Source organism: Bifidobacterium bombi DSM 19703, assembly GCF_000737845.1.
Classification (GTDB): domain Bacteria; phylum Actinomycetota; class Actinomycetes; order Actinomycetales; family Bifidobacteriaceae; genus Bifidobacterium; species Bifidobacterium bombi.
The window spans coordinates 990639-1016550 of record NZ_ATLK01000001.1 but is presented as its reverse complement, the minus strand read 5'-3'; the positions used below and the strand labels follow the sequence as shown (position 1 = coordinate 1016550).

General features: G+C 58.9%; 21 protein-coding genes. 7 read left to right on the top strand and 14 right to left on the bottom strand.

Going from position 1 to position 25912, the window contains the following annotated elements; all coding sequences use genetic code 11:
- Window positions 1-135: 135 nt before the first annotated feature.
- A complete protein-coding gene (locus BBOMB_RS03835) occupies window positions 136-2361 on the bottom strand; it encodes a DUF6020 family protein (RefSeq protein ID WP_052377427.1) in 2226 nt (741 codons plus the stop codon).
- A 247-nt stretch (window positions 2362-2608) separates the two neighbouring features.
- Here BBOMB_RS03835 and pepN point away from each other — a divergent pair, with 247 nt between their 5' ends.
- The 4 genes from pepN to BBOMB_RS03815 all read left to right on the top strand — a co-directional run bounded on the left by pepN (window position 2609) and on the right by BBOMB_RS03815 (window position 8875).
- Window positions 2609-5221: an aminopeptidase N gene (gene pepN / locus BBOMB_RS03830; protein ID WP_044087102.1), complete on the top strand. Its 2613-nt coding sequence runs from the start codon at window positions 2609-2611 to the stop codon at window positions 5219-5221.
- A 229-nt stretch (window positions 5222-5450) separates the two neighbouring features.
- Window positions 5451-6839, top strand: coding sequence for a phosphoglucosamine mutase (gene glmM, locus BBOMB_RS03825; protein WP_044087103.1), 1389 nt, complete (start codon window positions 5451-5453; stop codon window positions 6837-6839).
- A complete protein-coding gene (locus BBOMB_RS03820; RefSeq protein ID WP_044087104.1) occupies window positions 6839-7495 on the top strand; it encodes a peptide deformylase in 657 nt (218 codons plus the stop codon). The genes glmM and BBOMB_RS03820 overlap by 1 nt, the downstream gene beginning before the upstream one ends.
- Before the next feature lie 264 nt (window positions 7496-7759).
- The gene (locus BBOMB_RS03815; RefSeq protein ID WP_081867278.1) at window positions 7760-8875 is read left to right on the top strand and encodes a zinc-binding dehydrogenase; all 1116 of its coding nucleotides are present in this window, start codon (window positions 7760-7762) and stop codon (window positions 8873-8875) included.
- A gap of 201 nt (window positions 8876-9076) precedes the next feature.
- Here the strand turns inward: BBOMB_RS03815 and BBOMB_RS03810 are convergent, their stop codons facing one another.
- The 5 genes from BBOMB_RS03810 to BBOMB_RS03790 all read right to left on the bottom strand — a co-directional run bounded on the left by BBOMB_RS03810 (window position 9077) and on the right by BBOMB_RS03790 (window position 15424).
- The gene (locus BBOMB_RS03810; protein WP_044087105.1) at window positions 9077-10324 is read right to left on the bottom strand and encodes an AGE family epimerase/isomerase; all 1248 of its coding nucleotides are present in this window, start codon (window positions 10322-10324) and stop codon (window positions 9077-9079) included.
- A gap of 124 nt (window positions 10325-10448) precedes the next feature.
- Window positions 10449-11795, bottom strand: coding sequence for a glycoside hydrolase family 125 protein (locus BBOMB_RS03805; protein WP_414133071.1), 1347 nt, complete (start codon window positions 11793-11795; stop codon window positions 10449-10451).
- 56 nt (window positions 11796-11851) lie between these two features.
- Window positions 11852-12745, bottom strand: coding sequence for a carbohydrate kinase family protein (locus BBOMB_RS03800; protein ID WP_044087107.1), 894 nt, complete (start codon window positions 12743-12745; stop codon window positions 11852-11854).
- Window positions 12746-12781: 36 nt separating this feature from the next.
- Window positions 12782-14299: an ROK family transcriptional regulator gene (locus tag BBOMB_RS03795; protein ID WP_081867277.1), complete on the bottom strand. Its 1518-nt coding sequence runs from the start codon at window positions 14297-14299 to the stop codon at window positions 12782-12784.
- Between the two features lie 153 nt (window positions 14300-14452).
- Window positions 14453-15424, bottom strand: coding sequence for an ROK family protein (locus BBOMB_RS03790; protein WP_238549880.1), 972 nt, complete (start codon window positions 15422-15424; stop codon window positions 14453-14455).
- A gap of 284 nt (window positions 15425-15708) precedes the next feature.
- On the opposite strand from BBOMB_RS03790, the gene BBOMB_RS03785 reads away from it, so the two are divergent.
- Window positions 15709-16821 (top strand): ROK family transcriptional regulator, encoded by a 1113-nt coding sequence (locus tag BBOMB_RS03785; protein WP_044087108.1) that lies wholly within the window; start codon window positions 15709-15711, stop codon window positions 16819-16821.
- Between the two features lie 41 nt (window positions 16822-16862).
- Here the strand turns inward: BBOMB_RS03785 and BBOMB_RS07560 are convergent, their stop codons facing one another.
- The 6 genes from BBOMB_RS07560 to BBOMB_RS08035 all read right to left on the bottom strand — a co-directional run bounded on the left by BBOMB_RS07560 (window position 16863) and on the right by BBOMB_RS08035 (window position 20932).
- Entirely contained in the window at window positions 16863-18179 is a 1317-nt protein-coding gene (locus tag BBOMB_RS07560; protein ID WP_161787697.1) for a family 20 glycosylhydrolase, read from the bottom strand.
- Entirely contained in the window at window positions 18061-18918 is an 858-nt protein-coding gene (locus BBOMB_RS07555) for a glycoside hydrolase family 20 zincin-like fold domain-containing protein (protein WP_052377423.1), read from the bottom strand. Before BBOMB_RS07555 ends, BBOMB_RS07560 begins: the two co-directional genes overlap by 119 nt.
- Window positions 18919-19129: 211 nt before the next feature.
- A complete protein-coding gene (locus BBOMB_RS07550) occupies window positions 19130-19444 on the bottom strand; it encodes a hypothetical protein (RefSeq protein WP_156097128.1) in 315 nt (104 codons plus the stop codon).
- A gap of 121 nt (window positions 19445-19565) precedes the next feature.
- The gene (locus BBOMB_RS03770) at window positions 19566-20315 is read right to left on the bottom strand and encodes an extracellular solute-binding protein (RefSeq protein WP_052377421.1); all 750 of its coding nucleotides are present in this window, start codon (window positions 20313-20315) and stop codon (window positions 19566-19568) included.
- Between the two features lie 95 nt (window positions 20316-20410).
- A complete protein-coding gene (locus BBOMB_RS08040) occupies window positions 20411-20554 on the bottom strand; it encodes a hypothetical protein (protein WP_156097127.1) in 144 nt (47 codons plus the stop codon).
- A gap of 114 nt (window positions 20555-20668) precedes the next feature.
- Window positions 20669-20932 carry a hypothetical protein gene (locus BBOMB_RS08035; RefSeq protein WP_152570119.1) on the bottom strand — a complete coding sequence of 88 codons (264 nt, stop codon included), beginning with the start codon at window positions 20930-20932 and terminating at the stop codon, window positions 20669-20671.
- Between the two features lie 195 nt (window positions 20933-21127).
- Between BBOMB_RS08035 and nagB the strand changes: the two genes are divergently transcribed.
- Window positions 21128-21916 carry a glucosamine-6-phosphate deaminase gene (gene nagB, locus BBOMB_RS03760; RefSeq protein WP_044087112.1) on the top strand — a complete coding sequence of 263 codons (789 nt, stop codon included), beginning with the start codon at window positions 21128-21130 and terminating at the stop codon, window positions 21914-21916.
- Window positions 21917-22165: 249 nt separating this feature from the next.
- Window positions 22166-23482 carry an N-acetylglucosamine-6-phosphate deacetylase gene (locus tag BBOMB_RS03755; protein ID WP_238549879.1) on the top strand — a complete coding sequence of 439 codons (1317 nt, stop codon included), beginning with the start codon at window positions 22166-22168 and terminating at the stop codon, window positions 23480-23482.
- A gap of 156 nt (window positions 23483-23638) precedes the next feature.
- Here the strand turns inward: BBOMB_RS03755 and BBOMB_RS03750 are convergent, their stop codons facing one another.
- Window positions 23639-24160: an NUDIX hydrolase gene (locus tag BBOMB_RS03750; RefSeq protein ID WP_044087113.1), complete on the bottom strand. Its 522-nt coding sequence runs from the start codon at window positions 24158-24160 to the stop codon at window positions 23639-23641.
- Between the two features lie 106 nt (window positions 24161-24266).
- Window positions 24267-25865, bottom strand: a complete 1599-nt coding sequence (locus BBOMB_RS03745) for an aminopeptidase P family protein (RefSeq protein WP_044087114.1) — start codon at window positions 25863-25865, stop codon at window positions 24267-24269.
- Between the last annotated feature and the right edge of the window lie 47 nt (window positions 25866-25912).

Below are 25912 nucleotides of genomic sequence, written 5' to 3'. Positions count from 1 at the left end.
TGTGAATGTCATTGCGTCTTCCGCCCGTCCACGCGCTGGGCCGTGCAGAGCCCCGAGGTCCTCCTGAGTCATGACGTGCGCTTCGGGTTCCTCGGATCGTAAGCTCCGGCAACGGTGCTGCGGCAACTGTGGGGACTATGCGTTGCAGGGAAGTGACCCACTCGATTCCGAGTCGATCGGGATGTCCCGCCGGACCTTGACCGTTTCGTGCTCATAGGATTCGGTGATGAACGTAAGCGCAACGAAGCCGAATACGAATACCAGAGGAAGCATGTGCCGTTCGAAGTTGTTGGCCGGGGACGTGATCATGACGCCCATCAGTAGCAGAAGCGGCATGTGACAGGCGAGCGTGCGCCAACGCTTCAGGACGAATTCGGCGGCGACGATGAGCAGCGTCATTATGACATATAGATTACCGCACACAAGGTGTCCTAAAACCGGGAATGATTCCATGCTCTTCGCCGTATTGGATACGTTCTGCCGCCAGCCTGGAAGCCAGCGGGCTATCCACGTGGAGGCGTTGTCGATTTGTGAGTTGGACAGATAATAAGCCATATCGACGTAGGGTGGATCGTTGATGTCGAAATACCCATAGCATTTCGCGAGGAGGGCATCGGTGGCGATGACCGGATTTGCCCTGACAGTCTGCAACCAGGCCGAATTGAATTGTTTCATATCCGCCTTGGTCACGGTGCGCCAGCGATAGCTGACCTTTTTCGATTGGATGCCGGATGATTTCACGGGATCGGCATCCTGCTGGGAGTAAGCTTCCGCCATTTGGTCGAGGTTGAAGATCGCCGCGAGCTTCCTCCTGGCCGAGGGTGGGATTCCGTTGGGGTTGAGTCTGGCCACGCGGGCTATCTGCTGAAGTTGCGGCCCGTGGCTTTCAATCAGGTCACCGCCGATGACCGTACCGGTGGATATAGCGACGTTCAGCGCCGCTTCGAATGCAATGACCGGTATGAGTAGGCCAATCGCATACGTTCTCCAATGGTTGCGGTTCACCAGCAACAGCAGAAGGAATTCGATAAGGATGATGTACAGCGCATATTTGGCGCTGCAGAGCATCACCGCGGTGGAAACCGCCAAAGCCGCCAAGGTGGAAGGTCTGGTATGTGCTGCGGACTTGCGGTTGGTGCAGATCTCGTATTGTATTGAAAACCACCAGGCGAACGCGAACGCGAACAGTGGTGACTTGGTCAGTGAAATCGTAGAGAACTGGACGATCGGGCACAACAACAGGAATGCGATGATGATGCAACGTGGCGCAGCGCCGATGGTACGCGGACCACTTGTGCCCAGCCAACGTCGGTTGAAGAAGCGGTCTGCACAGGAGGCGAGGGCGAACGCGGCGAAGATGAACTGCGCGGTGGACAGGACTATCAGACCCCAGTCGTTGGATCCGGTGAGATATCGGGACAGGGAGGCCACCGAGCCGTAAAACAACGTGAGTACGATGTTGTGCTGGTCGGTGAGATATGTCGGCCGTGCAGGCCACATGTAATGGGCCGTAGGGTAGATGTCCATCGGGACGAAGGAGAAGAAGCCGATATACGGCTGTTTCTGCCCGGTCCACTGATTCCATGCCCAGCTGAACTCCCTCAATTGGCTTCGCAGGTCGGCGCCGAAAGCCGTCAGCAGGGTGACAGGCACCCACAGCCAGCCGAGAATCAGAACGATCATGATGTCATGGCAGTTCGCAGTGATGCGCAGTACGAAGGATCTTGCCTGCGCCGGGAAAGCACGCAGCCGCAATGCTATGTCGGAGCTTGCGCGTCGTAGAAACCCTGTCCGGGCGGATTGTGGCCTGTCCGAAGGCACTTGTGGAGAAGTCGATGCATTTGCCGTATCTGGATGTCGAAGATCGCGTCCGGCCGGACTGCAGCCGGTGTCCTTCCGATCGCGGCTTCGCCTCTCTTTCTGGTATGTCCTCCATGCGGAGCGTGCCGCCCGCATATCCGCGTTCAGGCGGGTCGAGAACCATGCAGGGGTTCGGGCCCAGCCAACCAGAATGCGGAGGATAAAGAGATACACAAAGAAGGAAAAGATGAGTCGGACAAGGTCGTTGAGCGAAAAGGCGAGGATGGTGGCCGCAGTGGGATTCGTGGTGAACTGCCGGTACAACGGACCCAGTGAAGTGCAGATGGCGAGCCAGAGGCAGGCGAGCGCCGCGAGAATCCAACACAATGACGAGCGCAGTCTTGAGCCGACGCCCTGTTTCGGTGTAGGAATCTTCCTGCTTTCGATTCCGACCCCGTCGGGCGTCTCGCCGGATGGGGAGACGCAGATGTCGCGGTGGAAGGCTTTCCCGCCTGTTCTCCTCGTTACATCCGTCGAGCTTGCCCGTTCCTTTTCATTCATGGTACGGATTTTACATTGGCCTCCTCACCTTGCGTATTGTCGGGACTTTCAGGCATCCCGACGTTTCCTCGTGCAGCCTCGCTGTCAGGCACCAATCGCCCATGCCTTCCGACCTGATGCCTCCTGGCGGGAGGGTGTCGCTGAGGTCGGTGGATTTGGCGATATGTCTTGTACTATGAAGAACAGTCGTGCGCATCCGTCAGGATGCCTTCCGTATCGTCACTAGTTCGTATTAAGGAGAAATAACATGTCTGGTTCGAACCTTACCCGTACCGAAGCCGAGGAACGCAAGTCGGTCGTCACCGGCCCGGTTCATTATGCGGTCAGTCTCGACCTGACCCAGGGAGCCAAGGACTTCATCTCGAAGTCAACCATTACCTTCGATGCCAGGCCCGGTGAAACCACGTTCGTGGATCTCATAGCCGATGCGGTGAGCAGCATCGATCTCAACGGCGAGTCCCTCGATCCGCAAATCTGCTTTGCGGACAGCCGCATCGAACTTCCCGCGCTGAGCGACCATAACGTCCTGACGGTGGTCTCCACCTGCCAGTACTCCACGACAGGCGAAGGGCTGCACCGTTCCGTGGACCCGGCCGATGGCAACGTCTACCTCTATTCGCAGTTCGAGGTTCCCGACGCACGACGCGTCTATGCGGTGTTCGATCAGCCCGATATCAAAGCCACGTTCGATTTCGACGTCAACGCCCCTCAATCCTGGATAGTTACCTCCAACATGCCGGTCAAAGGGACACAGGACCTGGGCGGGACGACCGCCGAAGGGACGTTGGGCGAGCACCCCGCCGAATCCGTCAAGCATTGGATCTTCCAGACGACTCCGGTCATGAGCTCGTATCTCACGGCCATCTGCGCCGGCCCCTATGCGCAATGGCACACCGAATACGCCAACGAGGACGGACGCATCGTGACGATGGCGCAGTACTGCCGTCAGTCGCTTGCCGAAGATTTCGCCAAGGATGTGGACTACCTGTTCGACGTCACCAAGAAGGGATTCGCGTTCTATGCCAAGACCTGGGGCGTGCCGTATCCGTACGCCAAGTACGACCAGATCTATGTGCCTGAATACAACGCGGGCGCCATGGAGAACATCGGTATGGTGACCATCCGTGACTCCTACGTGTTCGGTTCGAAGGTGACCGATGCACTGGCCGAACGCCGCGTGGTGACAGTGCTGCACGAGCTGGCGCATATGTGGTTCGGTGACCTGGTGACCATGAAGTGGTGGAACGACCTATGGCTCAATGAGTCCTTCGCTGAGTTCATGTCGTCTCTGTGCACCGCCGAGGCCACGGAGTGGAAGGACTCCTGGGCCACCTTCACCTCGGGGGAGAAGAGCTGGGCGTTGGTGCAGGACCAGATGCCCACGACCCATCCGATCACCGCGCCGATCAACGACCTTCATGACACCGAGGTGAACTTCGACGGCATTACATACGCCAAGGGCGCTTCCGTGCTCAAGCAGCTCGTGGCCTATGTCGGCCGTGACCGGTTCTTCAAGGGCATCAACAGCTATCTGAACAAATACCAATATGCAAACGCCACCTTGGCGGATCTGCTCAACGAGCTCGAGGTGGCCAGCGGCCGTGACCTGAAGGCTTGGAGCAGGCAGTGGCTTGAGGAGTCGGGAATCGACACGATCGCCGCGGACGTCACCACCTCAGCGGACGGGACCATATCATCGATGACCCTCACTCAGTCCGCCCCGGCCGAACATCCCGTGGTGCGCAGTCAGCGCATGGGCATCGGTTTCTATGACCTGAACGCGGCCACAGGCAAGGTGACGCGTTCCCAAAGCTTCGAACTGGACGTGGACGGCGAGAAGACCACAGTGCCGCAGGTCGTAGGTAAGAAGCGCCCTGACTTCATTCTGCTTAACGACAACGACCTGACCTATGCCAAGCTGCGTTTCGATGATGCTTCGCGCGAGTTCGCCGCCGAGAACCTGTACCGGTTCGACGACTCCTTGGCTCGTGCCGTGGTCTGGCTTGCGTTCTGCGATATGACGCGCGACGGCGAATACAGTGCCGAGCGATTCATTGATGTAAGCCTGAAGATGCTGTCCACCGAGCATGAATCTACCACGTTCCGATATGCATTGGCTGCTCTGAAGACCACGGCCAAGCTTTATGTGGCTGCCGAACGCAGGGAAGATGTTTCCAAGCGCGTGGCTCAGGGGCTGTGGGATTTGGCGAACGCTGCGGAGCCGGGCAGTGACGAGCAGTTCCAGCTCGTGGGTGCATACTTGGATTACGGCGAGGAGGGTGATGCGCCCTTCGTCTCCAATGTGCGCGGACTACTTGACGGCACACTCAAACTGCAAGGTCTGGAAATCGATAATAACCTGCGTTGGCAGCTCATCACTGCGCTCGCATCGGTTTCGGCCTTCGACGACGCCGCCATTGATGCGGAGCTTAAGGCCAACGACACCACGGCCAACCGTGAGTTCGCCTATGGTGCGCGTGCCTCCGTTCCCACAGCGCAGGCCAAGGAGTGGGCGTGGCAGGAGGCCATCTACAACACGGAACTGACCAACTCCCAGCTCGATGCCGCCGCCAGGGGCTTTTGCGCCACCGCGAAAGGCAAATTGGCCCAACCTTACGTATCTAAGTATTTCGAGACGGTGGACTGGATTTGGAAGAACCGCACGTTCCATATGGCGGAGACGTTGCTGGTCGACTTGTATCCGGTATACTGTGATGCCGCCGAGCTGGTGCGTCTTGGTGATGTCTGGCTAGAGAGCCATGCCGATGCCGACCGGGCGTTGCGTGGCATGATCATTCAGAACGTAGATGCATCGCGTCGTGTGCTCAAAGTATCACAAGCCAACTCGAATGCGGCCTGACTTGCGTGGATGAGACGTTGGGTCCACACCTCGGGCGTTGGCCGGCAATCGGCGGGTCTTGCAAACGTGCAGCCCGCCGTGTCCATGACCGGAGTCGTCGCACCGGACGCGATGCGGTGAGGCGAGATGAGTTGCGGTAAGGAGAGATGTACGTCCTGAGATTCCTAGGTGCCCCTGTGGGTAATATGAAGTAGGTTAATTGTCGGATTGAAGTGTTGGGAGTCTTACTGTGCCGAATATGTTTGGTACTGATGGCGTGAGAGGACTTGCGAACCGTGATCTTACGGCGCGCCTTGCCCTGGATTTAGGGGATGCTGCGGTAAGGGTGCTTGGCGATAGCGCAGGCACCGATGACGGGCATCATGAAGGCCGCAGGCGTGCGTTGATAGGCAGGGACACCCGTGTCTCGGGTGATTTCCTTTCCTCGGCGTTGGCGGCCGGTATGAGCGCCGGTGGCTTCGACGTGATTGACGCGGGAATCATCCCCACGCCCGGGGTTGCCTATCTCACTTCAGTGCTCAACGTCGACATGGGCGCCGTCATATCGGCATCCCACAATCCGATGCCGGATAACGGCATCAAGTTCTTCGCCCGTGGCGGCTACAAGCTTCCCGATGCCAAGGAGGATGAGATCGAGGCGGTGCTTGGGGCCGACTGGCCTCGTCCCACAGGGGCCGGCGTCGGTCGTGTAAGCCGCGACATGAATTCGGCGACGAACATGTACATCGACCATCTGGTGTCCTCCATCGCGCCCATCGCGCCGGACAAGACGCAGCCCAAGCCGCTCAAAGGCCTGAAAATCGTCGCTGACTGCGCCAATGGCGCCACTTCGGTGGTCGCGCCGGAGGCGTTGCGCAGGGCGGGGGCCGAGGTGCTCGTCATCAATGCGAGTCCCGACGGCTACAACATCAATCAGAAGGCCGGCAGTACCCATCCCGAGCAGCTCCAGGCGATGGTGAAGGCCACCGATGCCGTCATGGGGGTGGCTTTCGACGGTGATGCCGATCGCTGTCTGGCGGTCGACGAGGACGGCACGATGGTCAACGGCGACCAGGTGATGGGTATTCTGGCGCGTGCCAAAAAGCGGGAAGGCAAGCTTAACCACGATACGCTCGTCGTCACGGTGATGAGCAACCTCGGCCTGAAGCTGGCGCTTAGGGACATGGGCATCGACACCGTGGAGACCGCGGTCGGAGACCGGTATGTCCTCGAGGAGATGTTGCGTGGCGACTATTCGTTGGGAGGCGAACAGTCGGGGCACGTCATCAACCGTGAATTCGCCACTACCGGCGATGGCACGCTGACGGCGCTGACGCTGTGCATGGAGGTCGTGAAGTCTGGGAAATCGCTTAAAGAATTGGCCGCAGACTTCCCGCAGCTGCCGCAAAGCCTCATCAATGTGCCGGATGTCGATAAGAAGGCGGCGGCGACGAATGCGAAGGTACAGGCCGCCGTGGAGCGCGAGGAGAAGATGCTCGGCGCGACGGGGCGGGTATTGTTACGTGCCTCGGGGACGGAGCCCCTGGTGAGGGTCATGACGGAAGCGGAAACACAATCCCAGGCCGATGAGGTGTGCGAACGCCTCGCCGCCGTTGTAGCACAGGAGTTGGCGCTGTAATGTTCTCACATCGTACGAAGGTAAACAACGAACTCAACCATGCTGTCGAACAGCTGGTGAAAAGCGGTGGCAAGGAAGGCATCCTTCCCATCGTGCAGATGGGCGAACCCGTGCTGCGAGAAGCGGCGTTGCCATATGACGGACAATTGAACCACAAGACCTTCCTTAAACTAATCGATGCCATGCATTCCACCATGCTTGAAGCCCCGGGGGTCGGTCTCGCGGCTCCGCAGATCGGCTTGGGGCTTGCGTTCGCGGTCGTGGAGGACCACATCCGAGGTGATGAGGACGATCCCCGTGAGGTTGCTGAGTTCCCGTTCCATGCCATCGTGAATCCCTCCTATACGCCGGTGGGCACTAGGGCCAGCAGCTTCTACGAAGGTTGTCTCAGTTTCGCAGGCTATCAGGCCGTGCGTCGTCGTTGGCTCGACATCATCGCCCGCTGGCAGGACGTCGACGGCGTGAACCATGAGGAGCGTCTGCATGGTTGGCCCGCGCGCATCTTCCAGCATGAGACCGATCATCTCAGTGGTGAGATCTACATTGATCGTGCGGAGATTCGTTCGTTGTCGTCCGATGAGAATCTGTCGGATTATTGGGCTGATGACCCTGTTCCGGTGCAGGCTGCGACGCAGCTAGGTTTTTCGTTGGCCTGAGCGCTCAACGTTATTTGATGGCAGGGATTTGTAGTTCTGGCCGTATGGCGTGAAGAATACGCCGGAATCGGCCGATTCAGCGCATCCGACACGTAACCGTGTCGGATGCATGCTGATGCGGGTATGGGTGTGGTTCTTCTCAAGGACGAACCCCTACTCGTCGTTGAGGTGTGCCATGTTCTTCGGTGTATAATCGTAACCGTCGGCGGCCGGTCCACAAATGCCGGTATGACGATGAATTGAAGGCTGAACGAAGGAGTTATTATGCCTCAGAAAATCAAAGCATCCATTGCGTATGGGATTGGCAAAGGTTTTGCGCAACCGGAGGATATTATCATCGATGACCCTAAGGGTGCGGAGGTGCTGGTCGATGTCAAGGCGTCGGGATTGTGCCATTCCGATTTGCACCTCGTGGAGGACGATGACAAGTTCTTCCCGTTCCCCGCCGTCATCGGGCATGAGGTGGCCGGTGTCGTCGAAGCCGTGGGGCCAGAGGTGCAGGGCATCAAGGTCGGGGACCATGTCATCGCTTCCCTTGAGCAGGTCTGCGGGCATTGCGCCAACTGTCTTAACGGTCATCCGCAGTCCTGCACCCAGCAACAGGAATGCGTGCGTGAGCCTGGTGACACTCCGCGCCTTTCGTTCCTCGACGGACGTCCGATCACTCAGGCGTTTGGCACCGGTGGCTTCGCTGAGAAGGCATTGATTCACGAAAACCAGCTTGCGGTGGTCAACAACGACGTCAAATGGGAGGAGGCGGCGTGCATCGGTTGCGCTACGATCACCGGCGCGGGCGCCGCCATCAACTCGGCGCATGTGCGTCCCGGCCAGACGGTGGCGGTCGTGGGTACTGGCGGCATCGGCCTGAACATCATCTCAGGGGCCCGCATATGCGGAGCCAAAAAGATCATCGCGATCGACATTCTGGATAACAAGCTGGAATTCGCCAAGAAGTTCGGCGCCACCGATGTGGTCAATTCAAAGGACCGTGATCCTGTCGAGGCCGTGCGGGAGCTGACAGACGGCGGCGTTGACGCGGCGTTCGAGGCCATAGGCGTGCGCAGTGCCATGAAGCAGTGCTGGGATATGCTCGCAGTGGATGGGATGGCATATTGCATCGGTCTGGCCAAGCCCGATGCGACGATTGAACTTGAGATCAATCCCGCCGACTTCCTGGTGCACCAGCGCGGTTTCAAAGGCGTGTGGATGGGTTCGACGAACATCAAGTACGACATCCCGATGTACGCCGACATGGCGGTGGACGGCCGCCTCAACATGCATGACATCGTCAGTCAGCGCATCAATTTGAGACAGATCGACGAGGCCTACGAACAGCTCAAACGTGGAGAAGTGATCCGTTCGGTCATCACCGAGTTCTGAGCGAACGTCCTGTGTCCCGCTCTTTTCCTTGGACATGACGTGCGTCTGCTGTCATGATTCCTAGATGAACGACCGTGTCTGCGGCGTGGAGGATTCCTTTGGATTCCAAACGTCGCAGGCCCGGTCGTTGTTCAGGACGCCTTCACCGTGACGGTTTCGGTGCATTGGCTCTTGGCTCCGACATACTCAGTCGGTGTCGTTTCATTGGCGGTCCTTCCCGTCGTTGAACACGGCGGTGCAGATGGAGACCGCGGGATCAAGGAAGGGAATGAGTGTGGATTGGAAGGCATGGTATACATCGGACTTGCCGGGCCATACGGTTCCGATGACTTTGTTGTCGGCATCGAGTTGATGGAACCAGGAACCACCCTTATGGTCGATCAGGTATTCGTCGGTGTAACGTGCGAATTCCTCATACCATTCCTCATATTCGTGCTTTCCTGTCACTTTCGCCAGTGTCGATGACGTGTTCATGGCCTCTGCCAAAGTCCAGTGCATACGATCGGTTACCACAGGGTTGCCGTTCCAGTCGGTGGTGTACGCCAAACCGGGCCTCTCGCCTTTGCTGTAGCCGTCAGCGACTGCACGCTCGAACAGTCGTTCGGAGGCTTCGATGTAGGGCTGCGCCAAGGCGCGGTTGGGGAAGTAGCTCAGCGCCCACTGGGTGATCAGTCTTGCCCATTCGATGCCGTGGCCCGGTGTTGCGCCGTATGGTTTGAATTGATCGTCTTTCTTGTCGGCGTTGAATTCGAAATCGGGATTCCAATTTTCGTCGAAATGCTCGGGAATACGCCAATTATTGCCCTTGGCCCATTGGACGACCTGCCTGATGATCCTCCCGGCCCGTTCACGGTATGTGTTGTTGCCGGTGGCGTCCGCCACGCCGAGGAATGCCTCAGTGGTGTGCATGTTGGCGTTCAGGCCGCGATACGTGTCGAGTGTGGTGAACGTCGTGTCCCATGTATCCACAGCGAGCCCCCGCTCGTCGTCCCAGAAATACTTGTCGTACGTCTCCAACGCCTCATCCAGCAGCTCCTTCGCTCCGGGACGTCCGGCCAGATACGCCGAAGTCGCCGCGATGATGACGAAGGCATGTGCATAGCAGACCTTCCCCGGTTCGGGGGTGCCGTCGGCCTGTATCGAAGGGTGCCAGCCGCCGTTCTCGTCGTCGTGAAGGATGCCGGTCAATCCCCGCAGGCCTTCATCCGCCAGATGCTCGGCACCGGGGTAGCCCATCAGCGCAGCTATGGAATAGACATGGGTCATGCGCCCGGTGATCCATGTCTGGATGCCGTGTGAGGCATCCACGTTGCCTTCGGCGTCAAGCCAGCCTGAGCCGCCTTGCGGAACCGGGAAGTTCCTGCCAAAGTCCAGCAGGTTCTTGGTCTGAGAGGCCATGAATATGCGGTTCGACTGAGTACCCAGACGGTATTTCGGATTGTCATTCATTGTTTTCTCCTTTGATGGAAACAGTAGGTTGTGTTTACATTGTGTTATGGCTTTTGCATCGTCACCGCGACTTCGCGGGGACGATGCGTGTAACGACGTGGCGTCCCATGCGTGTGGGCGAGGCTCAGCGTTTTACGCGCATGCCGAAATAGTCCAATACCAACTCGCAGAACATCATGTTGGCCCAACTGAACCATTTCCGGGTGAACTGTCCAGGATCTTCGGGGTTGATGCTTTCGTGGATCTGATCGGTTCCGTCGTCCGTGCTTGTCAGCACGTCGAGCAGACGTTCCTTCTCCTCGATGTCGTTGGAGGTAAGGCCTTGGATGGCGAGAGCTATGGGCCAGACATACCCTTCGGGCGTATGCGACGACCCGATGCCTTTTGCGTATCGTCCCTCGTAGTAATACGGATTCGCCGCGCTCAGCAACGTTGCGCGCGTCGAGAGATACAGCGGGTCATCAGCTGTGCAGAAACCAAGGTACGGCGCCGCCATAAGGCTGGGTACGTTGGCGTCGTCCATGATGGAGGCGTGGCCCAGTCCGTCGGTCTCATATGCGTACACCGCTTCACCGGCATCGTTGCACGTGGTTCCATATTTGCGGATGCCCTCGGTAATGTCCTGGTTCAGTTCGTGCGCATCTCGCCCGATCCTAGTCGCCTGCTCACGCGTGACCCCGGCGCGGTCGGCGGCTCGGGAGCCGGGTCCCAGGGGTCCCGGCTCAGCGAATATGCGTTCGATGTAGCCCAATACCACTGAGGCGAACATGTTGGAAGGCACCAGATAGTGATACGTGCAGGCATCGTCGCTTGGTCGGAATCCACTCCATGTCATGCCGGTTCGGCCGGTCGGGGTACCTCTGCCGCCGTAGGTCAGTGATTCGGTCGGCAAATCGCTCTCTCTGGTGAAGAAGTACGGTGAATTCGCATGGTTCTGCTCGGTGCGCAATACGCCGAGAATCCGTTCGACCCCCTTCATGAAGCCTGCGTTGAATTGGTCAACCCGTCCCGTGTTCGCGTACAGCAGCCATGCCAATTGAATCGGGTAGCACAACGAGTCTGTCTCGTATTTACGCTCCCAGACCCAAGGACTGGTGAAATCGGTCTCGTCGTCCTTGTCCCAAGCTTCGCCGTTCGCCGTTTCGTTGAACGCGTTGGCATATGGGTCGATCGAGATGCAGAAGAACTGCCTTTTCACCAGTCCGGCTATCAGGTCGCTGATCTCCTGGCTTTCCTGAGCTAGTACCAGGTACGGTCGCATCTGTGCCGTGGAGTCGCGCAGCCACATCGCCGGTATGTCACCGGTGATGAGGAACGTGGATCCGTCGCCCTCACGGCGGATGGTCGTCGTGAGAGTGTCGCAAAAGGTGTTTTCGAACACCTCCGCCCAGCGGCTGTGCTTTGTGCCGCAACGACAGGCGATCTGCGCGACGAGCCGCGTGACGGATTGTGGAACATGGTCATTCATGATTTCCTCGTTTGGTGCGTGCCGATGGAACGATTCGGCGGATGCTCTCTGGCGCCGTATTACTCGGCCTGTGCCAGGTAATCCTTGATGTGTTCAGGGTATTGTGGCCATGCTCCCGGCTGCGTGCATACGAAGGCGGAGGTGTTGACCGCCGCCCTATGGGCCTGCACCAGACCGTCGCCTTGAAGGATGCGGGCGGTGAAACAGCCTGAGAACGCGTCTCCGGCGCCTACCGTGTCGGTGGCGTCCACTCTCGGCGTCATGAGTGTCGATTTCTCTCCGCTCTTGGAGACGATGGTGCTGAAGGTCGCGCCTCCGGTCAGGATGACGTAGTCCAGATCGTAGTGGTCGATGAACCACGTACAGGCGTTCTCGTCGCTGATGCCGGCGATACCGAACATGTCGCGCAGCAACAGCAGTTCTGCGTCGTTGAGTTTGAAGACGGTCGCGGCGTTCAGCAGCTCTTCGATGACTTCCTTGGAGTAGAAGTCGCCCCGGATGTTGATGTCGAAGAATTTCATTGCGCCGGGCTTGGTGTGTTTCAGAAGCTCCATAATGGTTTCGTGCGATTCTGGAGCCCGCACGGCGAGGGTGCCGAAGCATACGGCGTCGGCTTGTTGGGTGAGTTCGATGACCTTGCGCGTCAGAGGGATGTGGTCCCAGGCCACGCCTTTGACGATGGTGTATTCCGGGATGCCGCTTTCGAGAGCCACAGCCACGGTTCCTGTGGGCCAGGCGTTGCGGGCTATGATGCCTTTGATGCCGGCCTTTTGGGTGTCTTCAAGGAGTTCGTCGCCCAGATCGTCCTCACCTACGGCGCTTATGGCGTAGCCGTCGCATCCATTGTGCATGGCGTGATAGATGAAGTTCGTCGGGGCTCCTCCCGCCCGCTTCCCGGTGGGTAGCATATCCCACAAGAGTTCTCCCATAGAGAGCACGATTGGTTCCGACATTGTCGTTCCTTTCGGTTACGCGAATTGGATTTCCAATTACTGGTTTTGATTTTGACTGCTGTTGTTCCCTAGATAGGGAAAGTCCTGTTGTTCGCCGTCTCTGACGTCGGTCAGTGCATGGCGGCGTGACTCTTCAGCCGGGGCCCGTTCGCAATCGGGCCCGCGGGATCGGCCGTGCTTGTGGATGAATCTCGAAGGATTGTCAAGGAACGCGGTTATGGCCACGGCGGCGGCCCCACTTACCGCGGAATCAGTGGGAAGCGAGGAGAGAGCGATGCTTGTGGACGCGCGGACCTGCTCGACGACGCGTTCCCGTACCACTTCGTTGATGGCGTCAAGCAGCCGCGTCCCCGCGTGCGAAAGGATGTCGCCGACGATGATGTGCTTCGGATTGTAGGCATTGATGATGGTGACGCATCCATACCCCGCGTACCGGCCCACCTGATCGATGATGTCGAGGGCCATGCCTTTCAATGGCTGGTTGGCGTCCGTAGCGTCCGCGAACAGGCGCTCGCACGCCTCGCGGTGCGAGAGGCCGGCGATGCCGGGGTAGCCGTGTTCCTGCATGATTTTGTGAGTGGCTACGGCGGAACAGTACTGTTCCAGGCATCCAAAGTTGCCGCATTCGCAGGGGCGGCCTTCGATGTCGATGCTGATGTGCCCCAGCTCGGTGGCGGTTCCCATGTAGCCGTCCAACAGCCTGCCGTTCTCGATGACACCAAGACCCACGCCTTCTCCAAGAAGATAGTATGCGAGGTTCTCAGCATCCTCGTCCTCGTAGGAATCGCAGTCCCTGGATGGTGCGGGGAAATTAGCGCGGTCGTCTTCGGGTGTGCGGTCCACACGCCCGCCAAGGGTCTGATGCTGCGTTGAAAAAAGGCTTTCGGCCAGTGCGCCCGCCCTCGCGTCCTGTTCGATGAACACCGGTACGGACGAACCTTCCTCGAACCGTTCGCGGAAGTTGATCCTACGCCAGCTGTTCATGGAGGAGACGACGGCCGTCCTGCCTTCCGTGCGTAGGTAGGGCCCAGGAACCGCCATGCCTATGGACACGATTGCGTCGTCCTCCTTGATGAGGTCATTCATTCTCCGGCGCAGCGTTGTGAGTGATTCGTCTATGGTTTTTTCGGTCACGGTCGGCAGGTCCTCAAGGGAAAGCTGATTGCCGTCAAGATCGAATGTTCCGAGTTGCAGCAAACTTCGGGCGAATTTGACTCCGATTACGTGGAAGGCGTGACTGCGAATCGTCAGTCCTACCGAACGGCCGGAGGAGACGGATCGGGGTGCGGTCATGGACGGATGCGGAGCATTCTCGTCAACGGTTCCGTCGCGCTGGACGGGCGGCTGCGTTTGCCCATGCATGGGCGTCTTGGCGATCAAGCCGTCATCAAGAAGCCGTGCCGTGATTTTCGTGATGGCCGCCGGGGTCAGATTCAGTGCGCGGGCTATCTGCGCCCTGGAGCTGACACCGTTGCGGTAAAGATGATGCAATACATGGGAACGGTTCGACTCCGAAAGCGCAGCCTGGGAGAGAGTACGCCGAACGGAAGGCATAAGCACCTCCTTGTCTTGTTTCGTCGTTGATTGTGTTCCACATCGTCCGCTTATATATTAACAGCGTTAACATTCTTGTGTGTCAAAGCCCACATCAGCGTGTCGCGATGGTTCCTCAAGGACGTCGTGATATTTCACGCCCGGTCTTCGCACTTAGTCTTCGCGCGCACTCAGTGCCGCGCCGACGGCACCGATCGGTTGGTCCGTCGGCACCGGTGTGATGCGCCCACCGAGGTCGGCCGCAGTGAGAAAGGCGCAGCCATCGGCACGACGCCCCAACGCGGTTTTCAAACGACGTATCATCGGTTCGCCCGTGCGTAGCAGACCGCCGCCCAGCAGGATTCGCCCGGGGTCGACGCACAGCGCCACGATGGTCACCGCTGTGGCTTGCGCGTCGATTACCATATCCAATACGGCTTGGGCTTTGTGGTTGCCGTGTTCAGCCTGCGCAATCAATTCCGGCATGGCCGGGCCATCGGTGTCGGGCCAAAGCCGTTGTACCGCACCGCCGGACGCGACGGTCTCCAGGCACCCGTGCTGACCGCAGGAGCAGGGAAACATATGTGGTTCCACGGCGATATGGCCTATTTCGCCGCAGATTCCGGTGTCGCCGTGCTCTATTCGTCCATCACTCACGACGCCCGCTGCAAGACCGGTGCCGAAATTGATCAAGACCGAGGTTGATTCGCACTCCGTCGGCAGCAGAGTCGCAGCTCCCAGTGCCGCCGCGTTCACGTCGTTCTCCACATGGACAACGGCCCCGTCTAGCCTGTGGCTCAGTACGGGTCCCAAAGGAAGGCGGTCGATGCCCAGGTTGACCGCGCTGCGGACCATCCCCGTCGATGGTTGAACCTGACCGGGGATTCCGATGCCCACGGAGAAGGCGTCATACTTACCCAAGGTCCGGGTTACGTGTCGTACGCTCGTCATGATGTCCGACAGGACGGCTTCATTGCCTTGTCTGGCGGCGGTTCGACAGCTTTTCAGGAGGCTTCCGTCGGGTCCCAGGAGGACGGTCTCTATTTTTGTGCCTCCGATGTCGACGCCAACCAAGTGACGTCTTTTGTCTGCAAACCGCATGGGTCTGGTTTGACGGACGGGTTTCATCGATGCCTGTTCGGCCATGGAACTTCCTTTTGTCGCTGCGTCTTGCATGAGTGATTGGTTCGTGTGATTGTGCGCCGAAAGTTGCGTTGTCTGAAGCATCACCCTGGTTGCAATGTCAGCTTAGCTTTTGTTTGGGAAATATACAAATTACGGTCTACTCTTCATCGGTAACCAGACGTTGCCTCCTTTGGGTGGCGAGGAGAGCCTGGCGCAAGAGGGCGGTAACCGGCGCGACTCGGATGGGCGGCCTGAACGGGCGTGGTCTAAGATGATTGTATCGTGCACCGAGCAAGGAGCGGCAAATGAAGGTTTCGCAATCCGTCACCAAGGCTCTGCCCAGCGCCGTCCGTACCCATAACTCGTCGGCCGTATTGAAATTGTTGTACCGGGGAGCGATGAGCCGTGCCGACGTGGCGAGGGAGCTGGGACTGACCCGTGTGGTCGTCTCCGACATCGTGGCCGATCTCATCGAGGACGGGTTGGTCGTGGAGCATGGCGTCCGCGATGCCAAAGGCCCAGGTAAACGCGGGCGGATGCTGCATTTGGATGAGGACTCGCGCTCACTTGTCGTTCTTGATCTTTCGCAGCCGCACGTGCTCGGCGGCGCGGTGATGAATCTGGCGGGACGTGTGCTTGGACGATTGGATGAGCCTGTGGACGGAGAAGGTGCTGTCGACCTTCGTTCCGTCGTCCGGCTTTGTGAGGATCTTGCGCAACGTGCCGAAACGCCTCTTCTAGGTGTGGGAATCTCATGTCCGGGAATCGTCCGTGCACAGGGGGTCGTGGCTGAGGCCACGAATCTGGGGTGGCATGAGGTGAACCTGCGTTCCCGAGTGGCTGGCGCGTTGGGTGTTCCGGTGTTCGTGGAGAACGATGCCAATGCCGAAGCCGTCGCTGAATGGCGTTTTGGAGAGGGTGGTCCCGATTTGCTACTGCTCCAGCTCTCCAACGGCATTGGTGCGGGCCTTATGCTTTCCGGTCATCTGGTCACGGGGTGCGCCATGCAGGCGGGTGAGATCGGACATGTGGTGGTCGAGCCGGGAGGCAGACCATGCAATTGCGGCAAACGCGGGTGCCTTGAAGCTGAGGTGAATGCGCCATTGCTGTTGCATGACATAAGGGAGCGTGCTGACCGCCGTGATGCCATACTCGCTCGGGCAGGTCGCTATCTTGGACGGGCTTTGTGCCTTCCTGTGGCGTTGGTTGACGTTCCTGAAGTCATGGTGCTCGGTGACTCACGAGTCGTGGGCAGGACGTTGCTGGATGCCATGCAGCAGGAGCTGAACGCCGCTGTGTCCACAAGGTTCCGTAAGGGGGTGTCTGTGCGTCGCTCGACTCTAGGCGATGACGCGAACCTGTTGGGTGCGTGCGCTCTGGTTCTGGACCATTGGCTGGAGGGCGGCGAAGGTCTATGAAACCGCGTCCGGAGATTCATGAATGACCCACAGTCGCGTCGTCACGGACGAAGACCGTCGTTGTGATGCTCCTGACTATCGGCGCTTCTGCGCAGCATGTCCGCGTAGTCCCAAATGACGTCCGCGATTCTGCGAAGCTCGGATTCCCGACTCACCTGCCTCCACACGCTTCTGTAGGTCTCGAACCATTCCTCAATACGTGACGCCAGTGCATAGCCGGCGTTCCCAAGTCCGCTTGAACGGCTCGTTTCCTCGATTTTCCGCCCGTTCACCGCCAAGGCGTCACCGAGTTCGTTGAACAGGCGCTGACCTGCGATGGCGATCAGCTGTGCCTGTGCGGAGTTGAATGCGTCATTCGCATGCGTGGCGCGTGACAGAATCGTTCCCAGTTTTTCAGCGAGCTGCGCCAATCTTTCGTCGCAGCCTCCGGAATCACGCAAGGACTCGGACTTGGTCTTCAGGTACCGTTCTCGAGCTTCGGCTACGGTCGTGATACCGTCGGCGTTCCATCGGTCTTGGCCGAATGTGGCTTCAAGCATCCTGCTGACGTCATCATTCAACCCGCCGTTGCCGTCGTCCAATTCACGGTATGTAACCATATCGGCCCAGCTGAAGCGCGTCTCGTTTCCGGCTTGGACGAGCGTGTCCACGTATTCGCCGCTCATATCGCCGTATTCCAATCGCGAGATGCGCCGGTTCATCTCATCGAACCCGGGTCCATGCGGGTTCCAGGAATATTGCGAGCCGTATATCATGCCCGGAACGCTCATCCTCGGATCGTTCACATTGCCGTAGTCGCCCCAGTCCGTCACCATTGCGCCTATGGCTCCGTGGCGCAAGCCGAATTCGTCCATGCGCGTGATGTTCTTCCAAGCGGCTTCGTAATCCGGCAACAGGTTGTTCCAGTCATGTATGGCGGAGCACACGTATTGCTGCACGCCGTGGTCGGCCACTATCTTGATCGTGTCTTCATTGACTTCGGGGGAGTACTGCCAGTTGAGCAGGATGCCGTTCTCGGGGAGTCTGTCCAGTATCTCGGGCATTGAGATGGCGATGTCACCCCAGAACATGGGTCTGCCGCCGTGCCGGGTGATATGTTCGCACAGCCGTGACACATAGTCCGCGTACATGTTGGACACTCCCGATTTCAGAGCCTGCTGTTTGGACGCGCCCTTGCCCAAGTCGAACGTCTCGTCGGCGCCGATGTTGAACATGGCGGAATGGAAAAGACCGGCATACTCATCGATGATGCGTGTGGAGAATTCGAATGCTTCGGGCATGGTTATATTGAGGGTATGATGCTCCTGGCGTTCGATGAAACTGTAACGGCGTTCGGCGTCGCCAGGGAATTCGCCCAATGCGCGCATGGTATGTGTGCGTAGGTTCATGTAATGGTGGCCGAAGGTCGAGAGCGAGGGGGACAAGCTCGATGCCTCGTCTGCGGCAGTAATCGTCGAACTCCTGGATGTCCGTGGGTTTCAGCGGGCTGACCCCACGCCAGGTCTCGCTCAGTTCATCGAACGCGAAGGAATGCTCGACATAGAGCTGCAGTTGGTTGTACTTGTAGAGACTGAGTTTGTCGGCCCAATGTTTGAGCCATCGCATCGTGGGAACGCGCCCCCTGGTGACATCGAGACTGTAGGAACGTACGGTGAACGCCGGTTTGTCCTCGATGTGCAGGCAAGGCAGTGTCGGGGCGCACTGTCTGATGATCTGGCGTAGCGTCTGCACGCCGTATCGCAGGGCTTCCGTATCGGCCCCGCGTACGGTGACGGTCGGATCTGCGGATCGCTCGATATGGACGGTGTATGTCCGGGCGCTGAGGGAATCGTCGACGATGAGTCTGATGAACGCGTTCCAGCCATCGCCTTGTGTACAGTCCCACCTTAGTGCGGTTCGTTCCTCGATGCTCTCAGCCACTTCGTATGCGAGCATGCTTTCTGCCTGGGATCCGTCGTTCGTCTTAGGCCCGACATACCCGATTGTGCCTGCTATCGGTAAACAGATTTTCTCATGGAACAAGGTCACCGAGGTCGGTTCCGGTATGAGGGTGATGTCGTCGGTCGGCAGAGCCGGTCTCGCGTTCGTCGATGCCATGGTATCGTGTACTCCTTTTCCGGGTTGCGCGGTCCAAGTCAAGCCGCAATGAAGTAAGGACACGTCTCCGGCGTCAGAGACGCGGTTGCAATCATTATAGGGGATTTTGGACCGCAGAAGGTCTCACGGCGATGTCCGGGTCGTCAGGCATTGACCGCGTTGCAATCATTATGATGACTTCAATCCGTAAACGAAGACGACTGGCCTTCGCCTACGGCATGCAGTATTCCGCCCGTTCGTCCATGCGGGACGCGGTGAAATCGATGTCCCATTGCAGTTCCGAAGTCGAGGTGGAGGCTGCCGGTTCGTATCCAGGTCCGTCGGCAAGGGTTTCGTCCAGATGACGGTCGAACCTCTGAGTCGCCTCGGAGATGGAGTTCGCTCCCGTGGCGATGGATTGGGTGAACATGTTGATTGACTTGTCGCCTTCGATCTTGTACCAGTTTGGCGACCCAGGCGTGGACTTCGAGTTTTTCGCCGCCTCGAAGAAGCCTCGCTCCTTTTCGGGGAAATTATCCATTCTCATGGCCCGATCGAGTCCCTGCACACTGTTGGGAAGCCATCCGTCGTGGGCGAAAACCCAGTTCAGCTGGATGTCGTCGCTGGTGGCGATGTCGATCCATTTGACGGCGAGTTCTTGCTTCGTGCTACGGGCGGCTACGCCCCAATCCGAACCCGGCGACCATAGAAGGCTGGTTTCTTCCTGACCGGCCGGGCATAGCGAAAGAAGCGAGATCATCGCGGCCGATGTCCGGATTGTCCCTTTCGATGGCGAGTATGCTCGCGGAATTGCTCAGAATGGCTCCGGTGTTTCCGTCGGCCAGAAGCTGTTCCATGTCCGGATCCAGCGAATCGGCGGTTCTGGATGCTTCGCTGGAATATGTGTTTTGGAAGCTCTTCCACTCCTCCAGGCCTCGACGGGTCCGAGGATTCGACGTGGATCCCTTCCAGTCTCCGTCTTCCTGCCGGGCTACGTCGCCTCCTGCATCCCAGATGAATTGGAGCGTCGAATACCACATCTGTCCGGGCAGATAGAACGGTACGAAATTAGGGTCGTTGGCGTTCCTGCTCCGCAGTTTGTCGAGGTCGCGGATGAATTCATCCCAGTTCTTGGGCTCCCGAGTGATGGTGGCGTCGGCCCAGACCTTCTGGTTGTAAATCACGGCTCTTGCAGCGGCGAAAGCAGGAATGCCATACAGCCTTGAGTTGACGGTCGCGGGTTTCTCCAGTCCCTTGACCCAGGTGTCGCCGCCTGATAGCTTGTCTTTCCAGGCGGTCAGATCGAGTAAGCCGCCTGTTTGTGCAATGCCGGCCACCTGCGTGTTGCCTAGGTCGATCACGTCCGGGGGCGGGAAGAGGAAAGCGATCGGATCGTTTTGTCGGTTATGCCGTCCCATTGCTGGACTTGGACCTTGACCTTGGCTCCCGTTTCCTGTGTGAAGCGTTTATTGATCTGTGCGATGGTCTCCGTGCTGTAATCGTTGTGCATCACCTATACGGTCAGTGTCTTGCCTTTTGAGTTCTCATACGCGATGTGATCGGCCGGGTTCTTTACGCCGATCGAGCAGCCGCCTACAGTCAGCGTCATGACGGCCGCCCCGATCGTTGCCAGCACGCGTTTCCCGCGTTTCACCATACTTCCCCTTCGCCAATCCTTGCCCCTGGACTGCGTCGTCCGGTTCGTTCCGCCGTGAGAACCTTCGTCTCCCGGGCTTCCTGGATTCAAACCGCATAGGCCGGACGCGACTTATCATGCATCAATTTTCAATTTATGAAAAATAAAACAGTACGGGCTTCTTTCTTTACCATTGATGCGTCCAAGTTTAGTTACTTCTTGCAATAAACCAAATGCGACACGCTGCTTCCTGTGATGTGCGGCGCCATGGGGCTGTGCTTGGGCAGGATACGCTGTGTTGGACGCTCCTGGACGGATTCGCAGGCTTATGCCGTTGCGAATCGTAAATCGTCCCATGTGTGGTTCACAACGGTGTTGCTTCATGATATGTACAGTCATGATGCCCGTGATCATGAAGCGGGCGTACCTGGTGCCGACCGGTCGCCGCGTTTCCTGGGTGGGGGCATCTGATGTATTCCGTATTTGTTAGTATGGCAAACAAATAGTGTTCGCTCAGCTGGAAGAAGACGCCGATGCGCTTGTTTCAGCCATTTCGCTTGGGCCGCGGTGGCGCGGTGAAGAAAGGTGGTCATCATGGCGGAAGTCATCATTGTGGACGACGAGGACGAGGCGGGCGAAATCTACGCGCAAAGCGTGGCGTCCCTTATCAAAGCCAAGCCCGACGCGGTGCTGGGCTTGGCCACGGGATCGAGTCCGTTGGCTGCATACAGGCATCTCGCACAGCATATCGAGGCGGAAGGCATCGACGTGAGTAAGGTGCGCGGTTTTGCGCTTGACGAGTATGCCGGCCTTGATCCCTCCCACCCGCAGTCCTATCGCAGTACGATTACGCGTACGGTGGTCGAGCCCCTTGGTCTGGATCCTCAGTTGGTGCAAGTTCCCAATGGGAACCTGGATACCATCGCCGTGGCCGGGCGTCAGTACGACGAGGCCATCTCAGCTGCCGGCGGGGTGGATGTGCAGATTCTCGGCATCGGTTCTGACGGGCATATCGGATTCAACGAACCTGGTTCCTCGCTGGCTTCTGGAACGCGCATCAAGACCCTCCTCGAGCAAACGCGCAAGGACAACGCACGTTTCTTCGACGGTGACATCAATCAGGTTCCGACGCATTGCATCACGCAAGGCATTGGGACCATCCTCAAGGCCCGCCATCTCGTGCTGCTGGCGTTCGGAGCTAACAAGGCCGATGCCGTGGCGGCCACCTGCGAAGGCGGTATCAGCTCGTTCTGCCCGGCCTCGGCGTTGCAGCTGCACCCGCATGCCACCATCATCGTGGACCATTCAGCGGCCTCCCGACTCAAGCATGTCGACTACTACGAGTATGCATACGCGCACAAGCCGGCCTGGCAGGGCATCTGATCGCAGGGCGTAGCCGAAGATCGGTGTTCAGGTACGGCCTTACCACCTCTGCGCCGGGCGATGACCTATCGTTCGTCTTCGTTGGCTTGCTGCTTTGCCTGGTTTGCCGTTGTCTCGTCGTATTGTGCGTTCCGGGCTCCGTCCGGTGCTTGAAACGGGATGGCCGCCGGTTCGTGCAGCGACAAGGTCTCAGGTATGGTATGACTGTTCATATGGTTTGGATTGTTGCATCAACATCGCGGAAATGACATGGAGGTCGTGAACATGGTCGAGGAGGATTTCGCGCGGTCGCAGCCCGCGCAGACACGTGAGGAAGGTAGGTCGCCGGAGCGTGAGCGTCTGGTGCGCGACGTCAGCGATGCGCTTGTGGGGCCGGTCCGTGATTTCGCCATCCGTGGGGCGCGCAAAGTGGACGCGGCCGGTGTTCTCGGGCATTTCTGGCTCGTATCCTCAGGCGGGCGCATCGTGGCCACGGGCACGGGCGACGACGAGTTCACGTCCGCGCTCGCGGCGAACGGCATCGGCGAGGCCGACGTGGTCGATGCCCGTGGAAGCAACCTCACTCCGGGCTACATCGATACCCACGTTCATGGGGCGTGGGGAAAATCGTTCGATGACGGTGCGGACGCAATCGATACGGTCAGGGCCGGTCACGCCATGCACGGCACGACCCGGCAGGTGCTCTCACTTATCACCAACCCCTTGGATGTCATGTGCCGCAATCTGAAAACGGTGCATGCGAAGATGGCTTCGCGCCCCGATGTCCTTGGCGCCCATTTGGAGGGGCCTTTCCTTGCGCTTTCCCGTAAGGGTGCCCATGACCCAGCCTGCCTGTTGGACCCCACCGATGACATCGTGGATCGTCTGCTCGAGGCCGCGGACGGGTGCATCCGTCAGATCACCATCGCCCCCGAACTGCCGCATGGTCTTCGTGCCATTTCGCGTTTTGCCCGAGCTGGAGTCATACCGGCTGTGGGGCATTGTGATGCCGACTATGAGAGCGCGAAGCGCGGTTTCGATGCCGGAGCTCGAATCATGACGCATATGTTCAACGCCATGAACGGCTTGCACCACCGTGCGCCCGGTCCGATTCCGGCAGCAGTGGAGGATCCACGCGTAACCATCGAGTTGATCAACGACGGTTTCCATGTGCAGGACCCTATGGTACGCCTCGGCTTCGCATTCGCGCCGCATCGTGTCTCATTCGTCACCGACGCCATGAGCGCCACGGATTGCCCCGATGGCGCATACAAATTAGGCGAGCTTGACGTCCGGGTCGAGCAGGGGCATGCCAGGCTTGTGTCGAACGGCGCCATCGCCGGTTCCACGTTGGTGCTGGAGCATGCCGTCCGGCGTGCGGTGTGCGATTTGGGATTTCGGCCGGCAGATGCGGTGGAGGCGGCGACCCTCACCCCCGCACGAGCCTACGGACTCGACCGACCGAACCGCATCACGGGTGACCCCTTGGGGCTGGTGGCTCCCGGCTATGCTGCCGATATCCTTCTGAGCAACGCCACGACCTGGCGGGTGGAGCATGTTTGGTGTGCGGGGCGTGCCTTGCGGTGAAGACGGCATGCCTTGCGATGGCACCATCGAAGGTGTAGGCATGGACGTGAGGACGGTGCATGTATCGCGTACATCGAGCCCGCCGTAGGAGAGACGTATCGAGTGCGCCCGTGTCGGATTGGTTCGGGACAGACGTTCCTCGCCTGCCGCGAGTGTTCAATGCAGTTGCCCATCCGAAAAGAACAGAGCGTGCGACTTCCCGTCGTCATGCCGGGCAAGATACCTGTGGAAAAGGCGCAGCCGCTCCAGACTCATCGGTTGCATGGGCTGGGGGAGGGCGGCGAGGTCGAACCAACCGGTCTCCTCGTTCTCGCCGTCGGGCGTGGATGGGATGCGCACGCCTTGCGGCGTGAGGTCGCACAGGAACAGCAGATTCATGAAATGCACCTGATCGTCGTTGCCCAGTGCGTACGGGTGCGGTTCGGAGGTGACGGCGACCAGTTCGCTGGCGGTCACGTCGACGCCGGTCTCCTCTTTGAACTCGCGTACAAGAGTGTCGGCCGGCTGCTCTCCGGGCTCCACGATCCCCGAAATCAGCGCCCACTGGCCGCTGTCGGATCGTTTTCCCAGCAGCACATGGCCTTCGTCGTCCATGACGAGTCCCACGACTCCCGTGAGCCATAACGGGTCGTGTCCTATCTTCCTGCGGAGTCCCAGAATGAAATCCGGTGTGGTCATGCTCGCCTTATCCTGTCCGAATTGTATCGGCTTTTGAAATATTTATACGGTTGTGTGCCGTCGTCCTTGCCGAAATCGGACAAGGACGACGGCACACGGAGGGACGTCAGCGCAGGGATGCCATCCACCGTTCCACATCGTCGATCTCCTTGGGAATTCCGGCGGAAATCCATTCGGGGCCATTCTCGGTCATGAGCACGTCGTCCTCGATACGTACGCCGATGCCCCGCAGTTCCGTGGGCAGAAGCAGGTCGTTCTTGGCGAAATACAGACCGGGTTCGATGGTGAAGATCATTCCGGGTCGAATGGCGCCGCCGTGGTAGGACTCGTAGCGGGCCTGTGCACAGTCATGGACGTCGAGTCCGAGATGGTGAGCCACCCCGCAAGCGAGCCAACGGCGGTGTTGCTGGCCGGTCGGTGCAAGGGATTCCTCGACGCTTACCGGCAGGATGTCCCAGTCATGCAATGTCTGGGCGATGGATCGCATGCAGGCGTGGTGTATGTCGGAGTATGTGGCGCCGACGCATGCGGCTTCGAACCCGGCCTGTTGAGCATCAAGTACCGCCTGGTAGACCTTTTTCTGCAGGTCGGTGAATTTGCCGTCCGTAGGGAAGGTACGGGTGATGTCCGCCGTGTACAGGCTGTCCAGCTCCACCCCAGCATCGATGAGCAGCAGTTCGCCGGTGCCGACGGTCCCCGTGTTGCGCATCCAATGCAGAATCGGGGCATGCTCGCCAGAGGCGACTATGGTGTCATAGCCCACCGCGTTGCCTTCCTCGCGCGCCACGCCAGTGAATTCGGCCTCCAACATGCGTTCGCTGCGCGGCTTGTCGAGCACGTTTGGCAGGCGGGTCAGTATCCGGTCGAAACCGTCCTTTGTCGCCGCCACCGCTTTGCGCATTTCATTGATTTCGAAATCGTCCTTGATCATGCGGGCTTCCGACGTGAATTCGCGCAGCGTACCGTCCGCGGGCAGCGCCTCGTCCTGCATCTGCGTATCGGCACCGCGCATGGTGCGGACCGCATCGACCAAGGCGGTCACGTCGGGATCGGCGTCGCGGATGATGCGCAGGCTGGCACCGCCTGTGCCGCCATCGGTACCGGGTGTCGGTTTGGCCAAGGCTTGAGGGAGCATCGCGATGTCGTACGTATCGATGCCCGTCATCGCCTTGAGTTCCTTCAGGCCTGCGCGTGGGCCTACCCAATATTCGCCGTAATGGTCGTCCTGGTAGTACGCCTCGGTGCTGTTGTCTGAACGTGGGGCCACATAGAGTTCAGGCGTGTGCGTGTCGCCGGGCGCAGCTGACGGACCCTGTGGATCGACCGGTTCGAGGACGAGCACGGCTCCGGCTTCATAATCCTTGCCTAAACCGGTGTAGTAAGTGAAGGTGGTGTCTGGACGGAAGGCGTAATCGTCATCGTTGTTGCGTACCTTCGGCTGGCCCGCGGGAATGATGAGGCGTTCTCCAGGAAAGCGCTTGCCTAACGCTCGCAGACGTGCCGGAATGTATTCACTGGATTCCAGTGGTTCAGTTTCGGGTTCGTTGTTGTCCCAATTAGCCGTCATGAATTCCTTGAACGTCTGGCCTTGAGGGCGCAAGGTGCGGTTCTTGACACGCTCGCTGAGTTTTTGATCCGCGCCCGGTGCGTTCTTCATCTCCATCGCTTCGTACTCCTTGTCCTTTTCTGTGATTGGTGAACCCACAAGTCCTCCTCAAATGCGGTGCCGGCGAGCCGGGCGCTTATGTTACG

Coding starts and splice junctions, on each gene's coding strand:
- BBOMB_RS03835 (WP_052377427.1), bottom strand. CDS start 2,361: ATGAATGAAAAGGAACGGGCAAGCTCGACGGATGTAACGAGGAGAACA.
- pepN (WP_044087102.1), top strand. CDS start 2,609: ATGTCTGGTTCGAACCTTACCCGTACCGAAGCCGAGGAACGCAAGTCG.
- BBOMB_RS03820 (WP_044087104.1), top strand. CDS start 6,839: ATGTTCTCACATCGTACGAAGGTAAACAACGAACTCAACCATGCTGTC.
- BBOMB_RS03815 (WP_081867278.1), top strand. CDS start 7,760: ATGCCTCAGAAAATCAAAGCATCCATTGCGTATGGGATTGGCAAAGGT.
- BBOMB_RS03810 (WP_044087105.1), bottom strand. CDS start 10,324: ATGAATGACAATCCGAAATACCGTCTGGGTACTCAGTCGAACCGCATA.
- BBOMB_RS03800 (WP_044087107.1), bottom strand. CDS start 12,745: ATGTCGGAACCAATCGTGCTCTCTATGGGAGAACTCTTGTGGGATATG.
- BBOMB_RS03795 (WP_081867277.1), bottom strand. CDS start 14,299: ATGCCTTCCGTTCGGCGTACTCTCTCCCAGGCTGCGCTTTCGGAGTCG.
- BBOMB_RS03790 (WP_238549880.1), bottom strand. CDS start 15,424: ATGGCCGAACAGGCATCGATGAAACCCGTCCGTCAAACCAGACCCATG.
- BBOMB_RS03785 (WP_044087108.1), top strand. CDS start 15,709: ATGAAGGTTTCGCAATCCGTCACCAAGGCTCTGCCCAGCGCCGTCCGT.
- BBOMB_RS07555 (WP_052377423.1), bottom strand. CDS start 18,918: ATGGCATCGACGAACGCGAGACCGGCTCTGCCGACCGACGACATCACC.
- BBOMB_RS07550 (WP_156097128.1), bottom strand. CDS start 19,444: ATGAGAATGGATAATTTCCCCGAAAAGGAGCGAGGCTTCTTCGAGGCG.
- BBOMB_RS03770 (WP_052377421.1), bottom strand. CDS start 20,315: ATGGGACGGCATAACCGACAAAACGATCCGATCGCTTTCCTCTTCCCG.
- BBOMB_RS08040 (WP_156097127.1), bottom strand. CDS start 20,554: ATGGTGAAACGCGGGAAACGCGTGCTGGCAACGATCGGGGCGGCCGTC.
- BBOMB_RS08035 (WP_152570119.1), bottom strand. CDS start 20,932: ATGACTGTACATATCATGAAGCAACACCGTTGTGAACCACACATGGGA.
- nagB (WP_044087112.1), top strand. CDS start 21,128: ATGGCGGAAGTCATCATTGTGGACGACGAGGACGAGGCGGGCGAAATC.
- BBOMB_RS03755 (WP_238549879.1), top strand. CDS start 22,166: ATGGAGGTCGTGAACATGGTCGAGGAGGATTTCGCGCGGTCGCAGCCC.
- BBOMB_RS03750 (WP_044087113.1), bottom strand. CDS start 24,160: ATGACCACACCGGATTTCATTCTGGGACTCCGCAGGAAGATAGGACAC.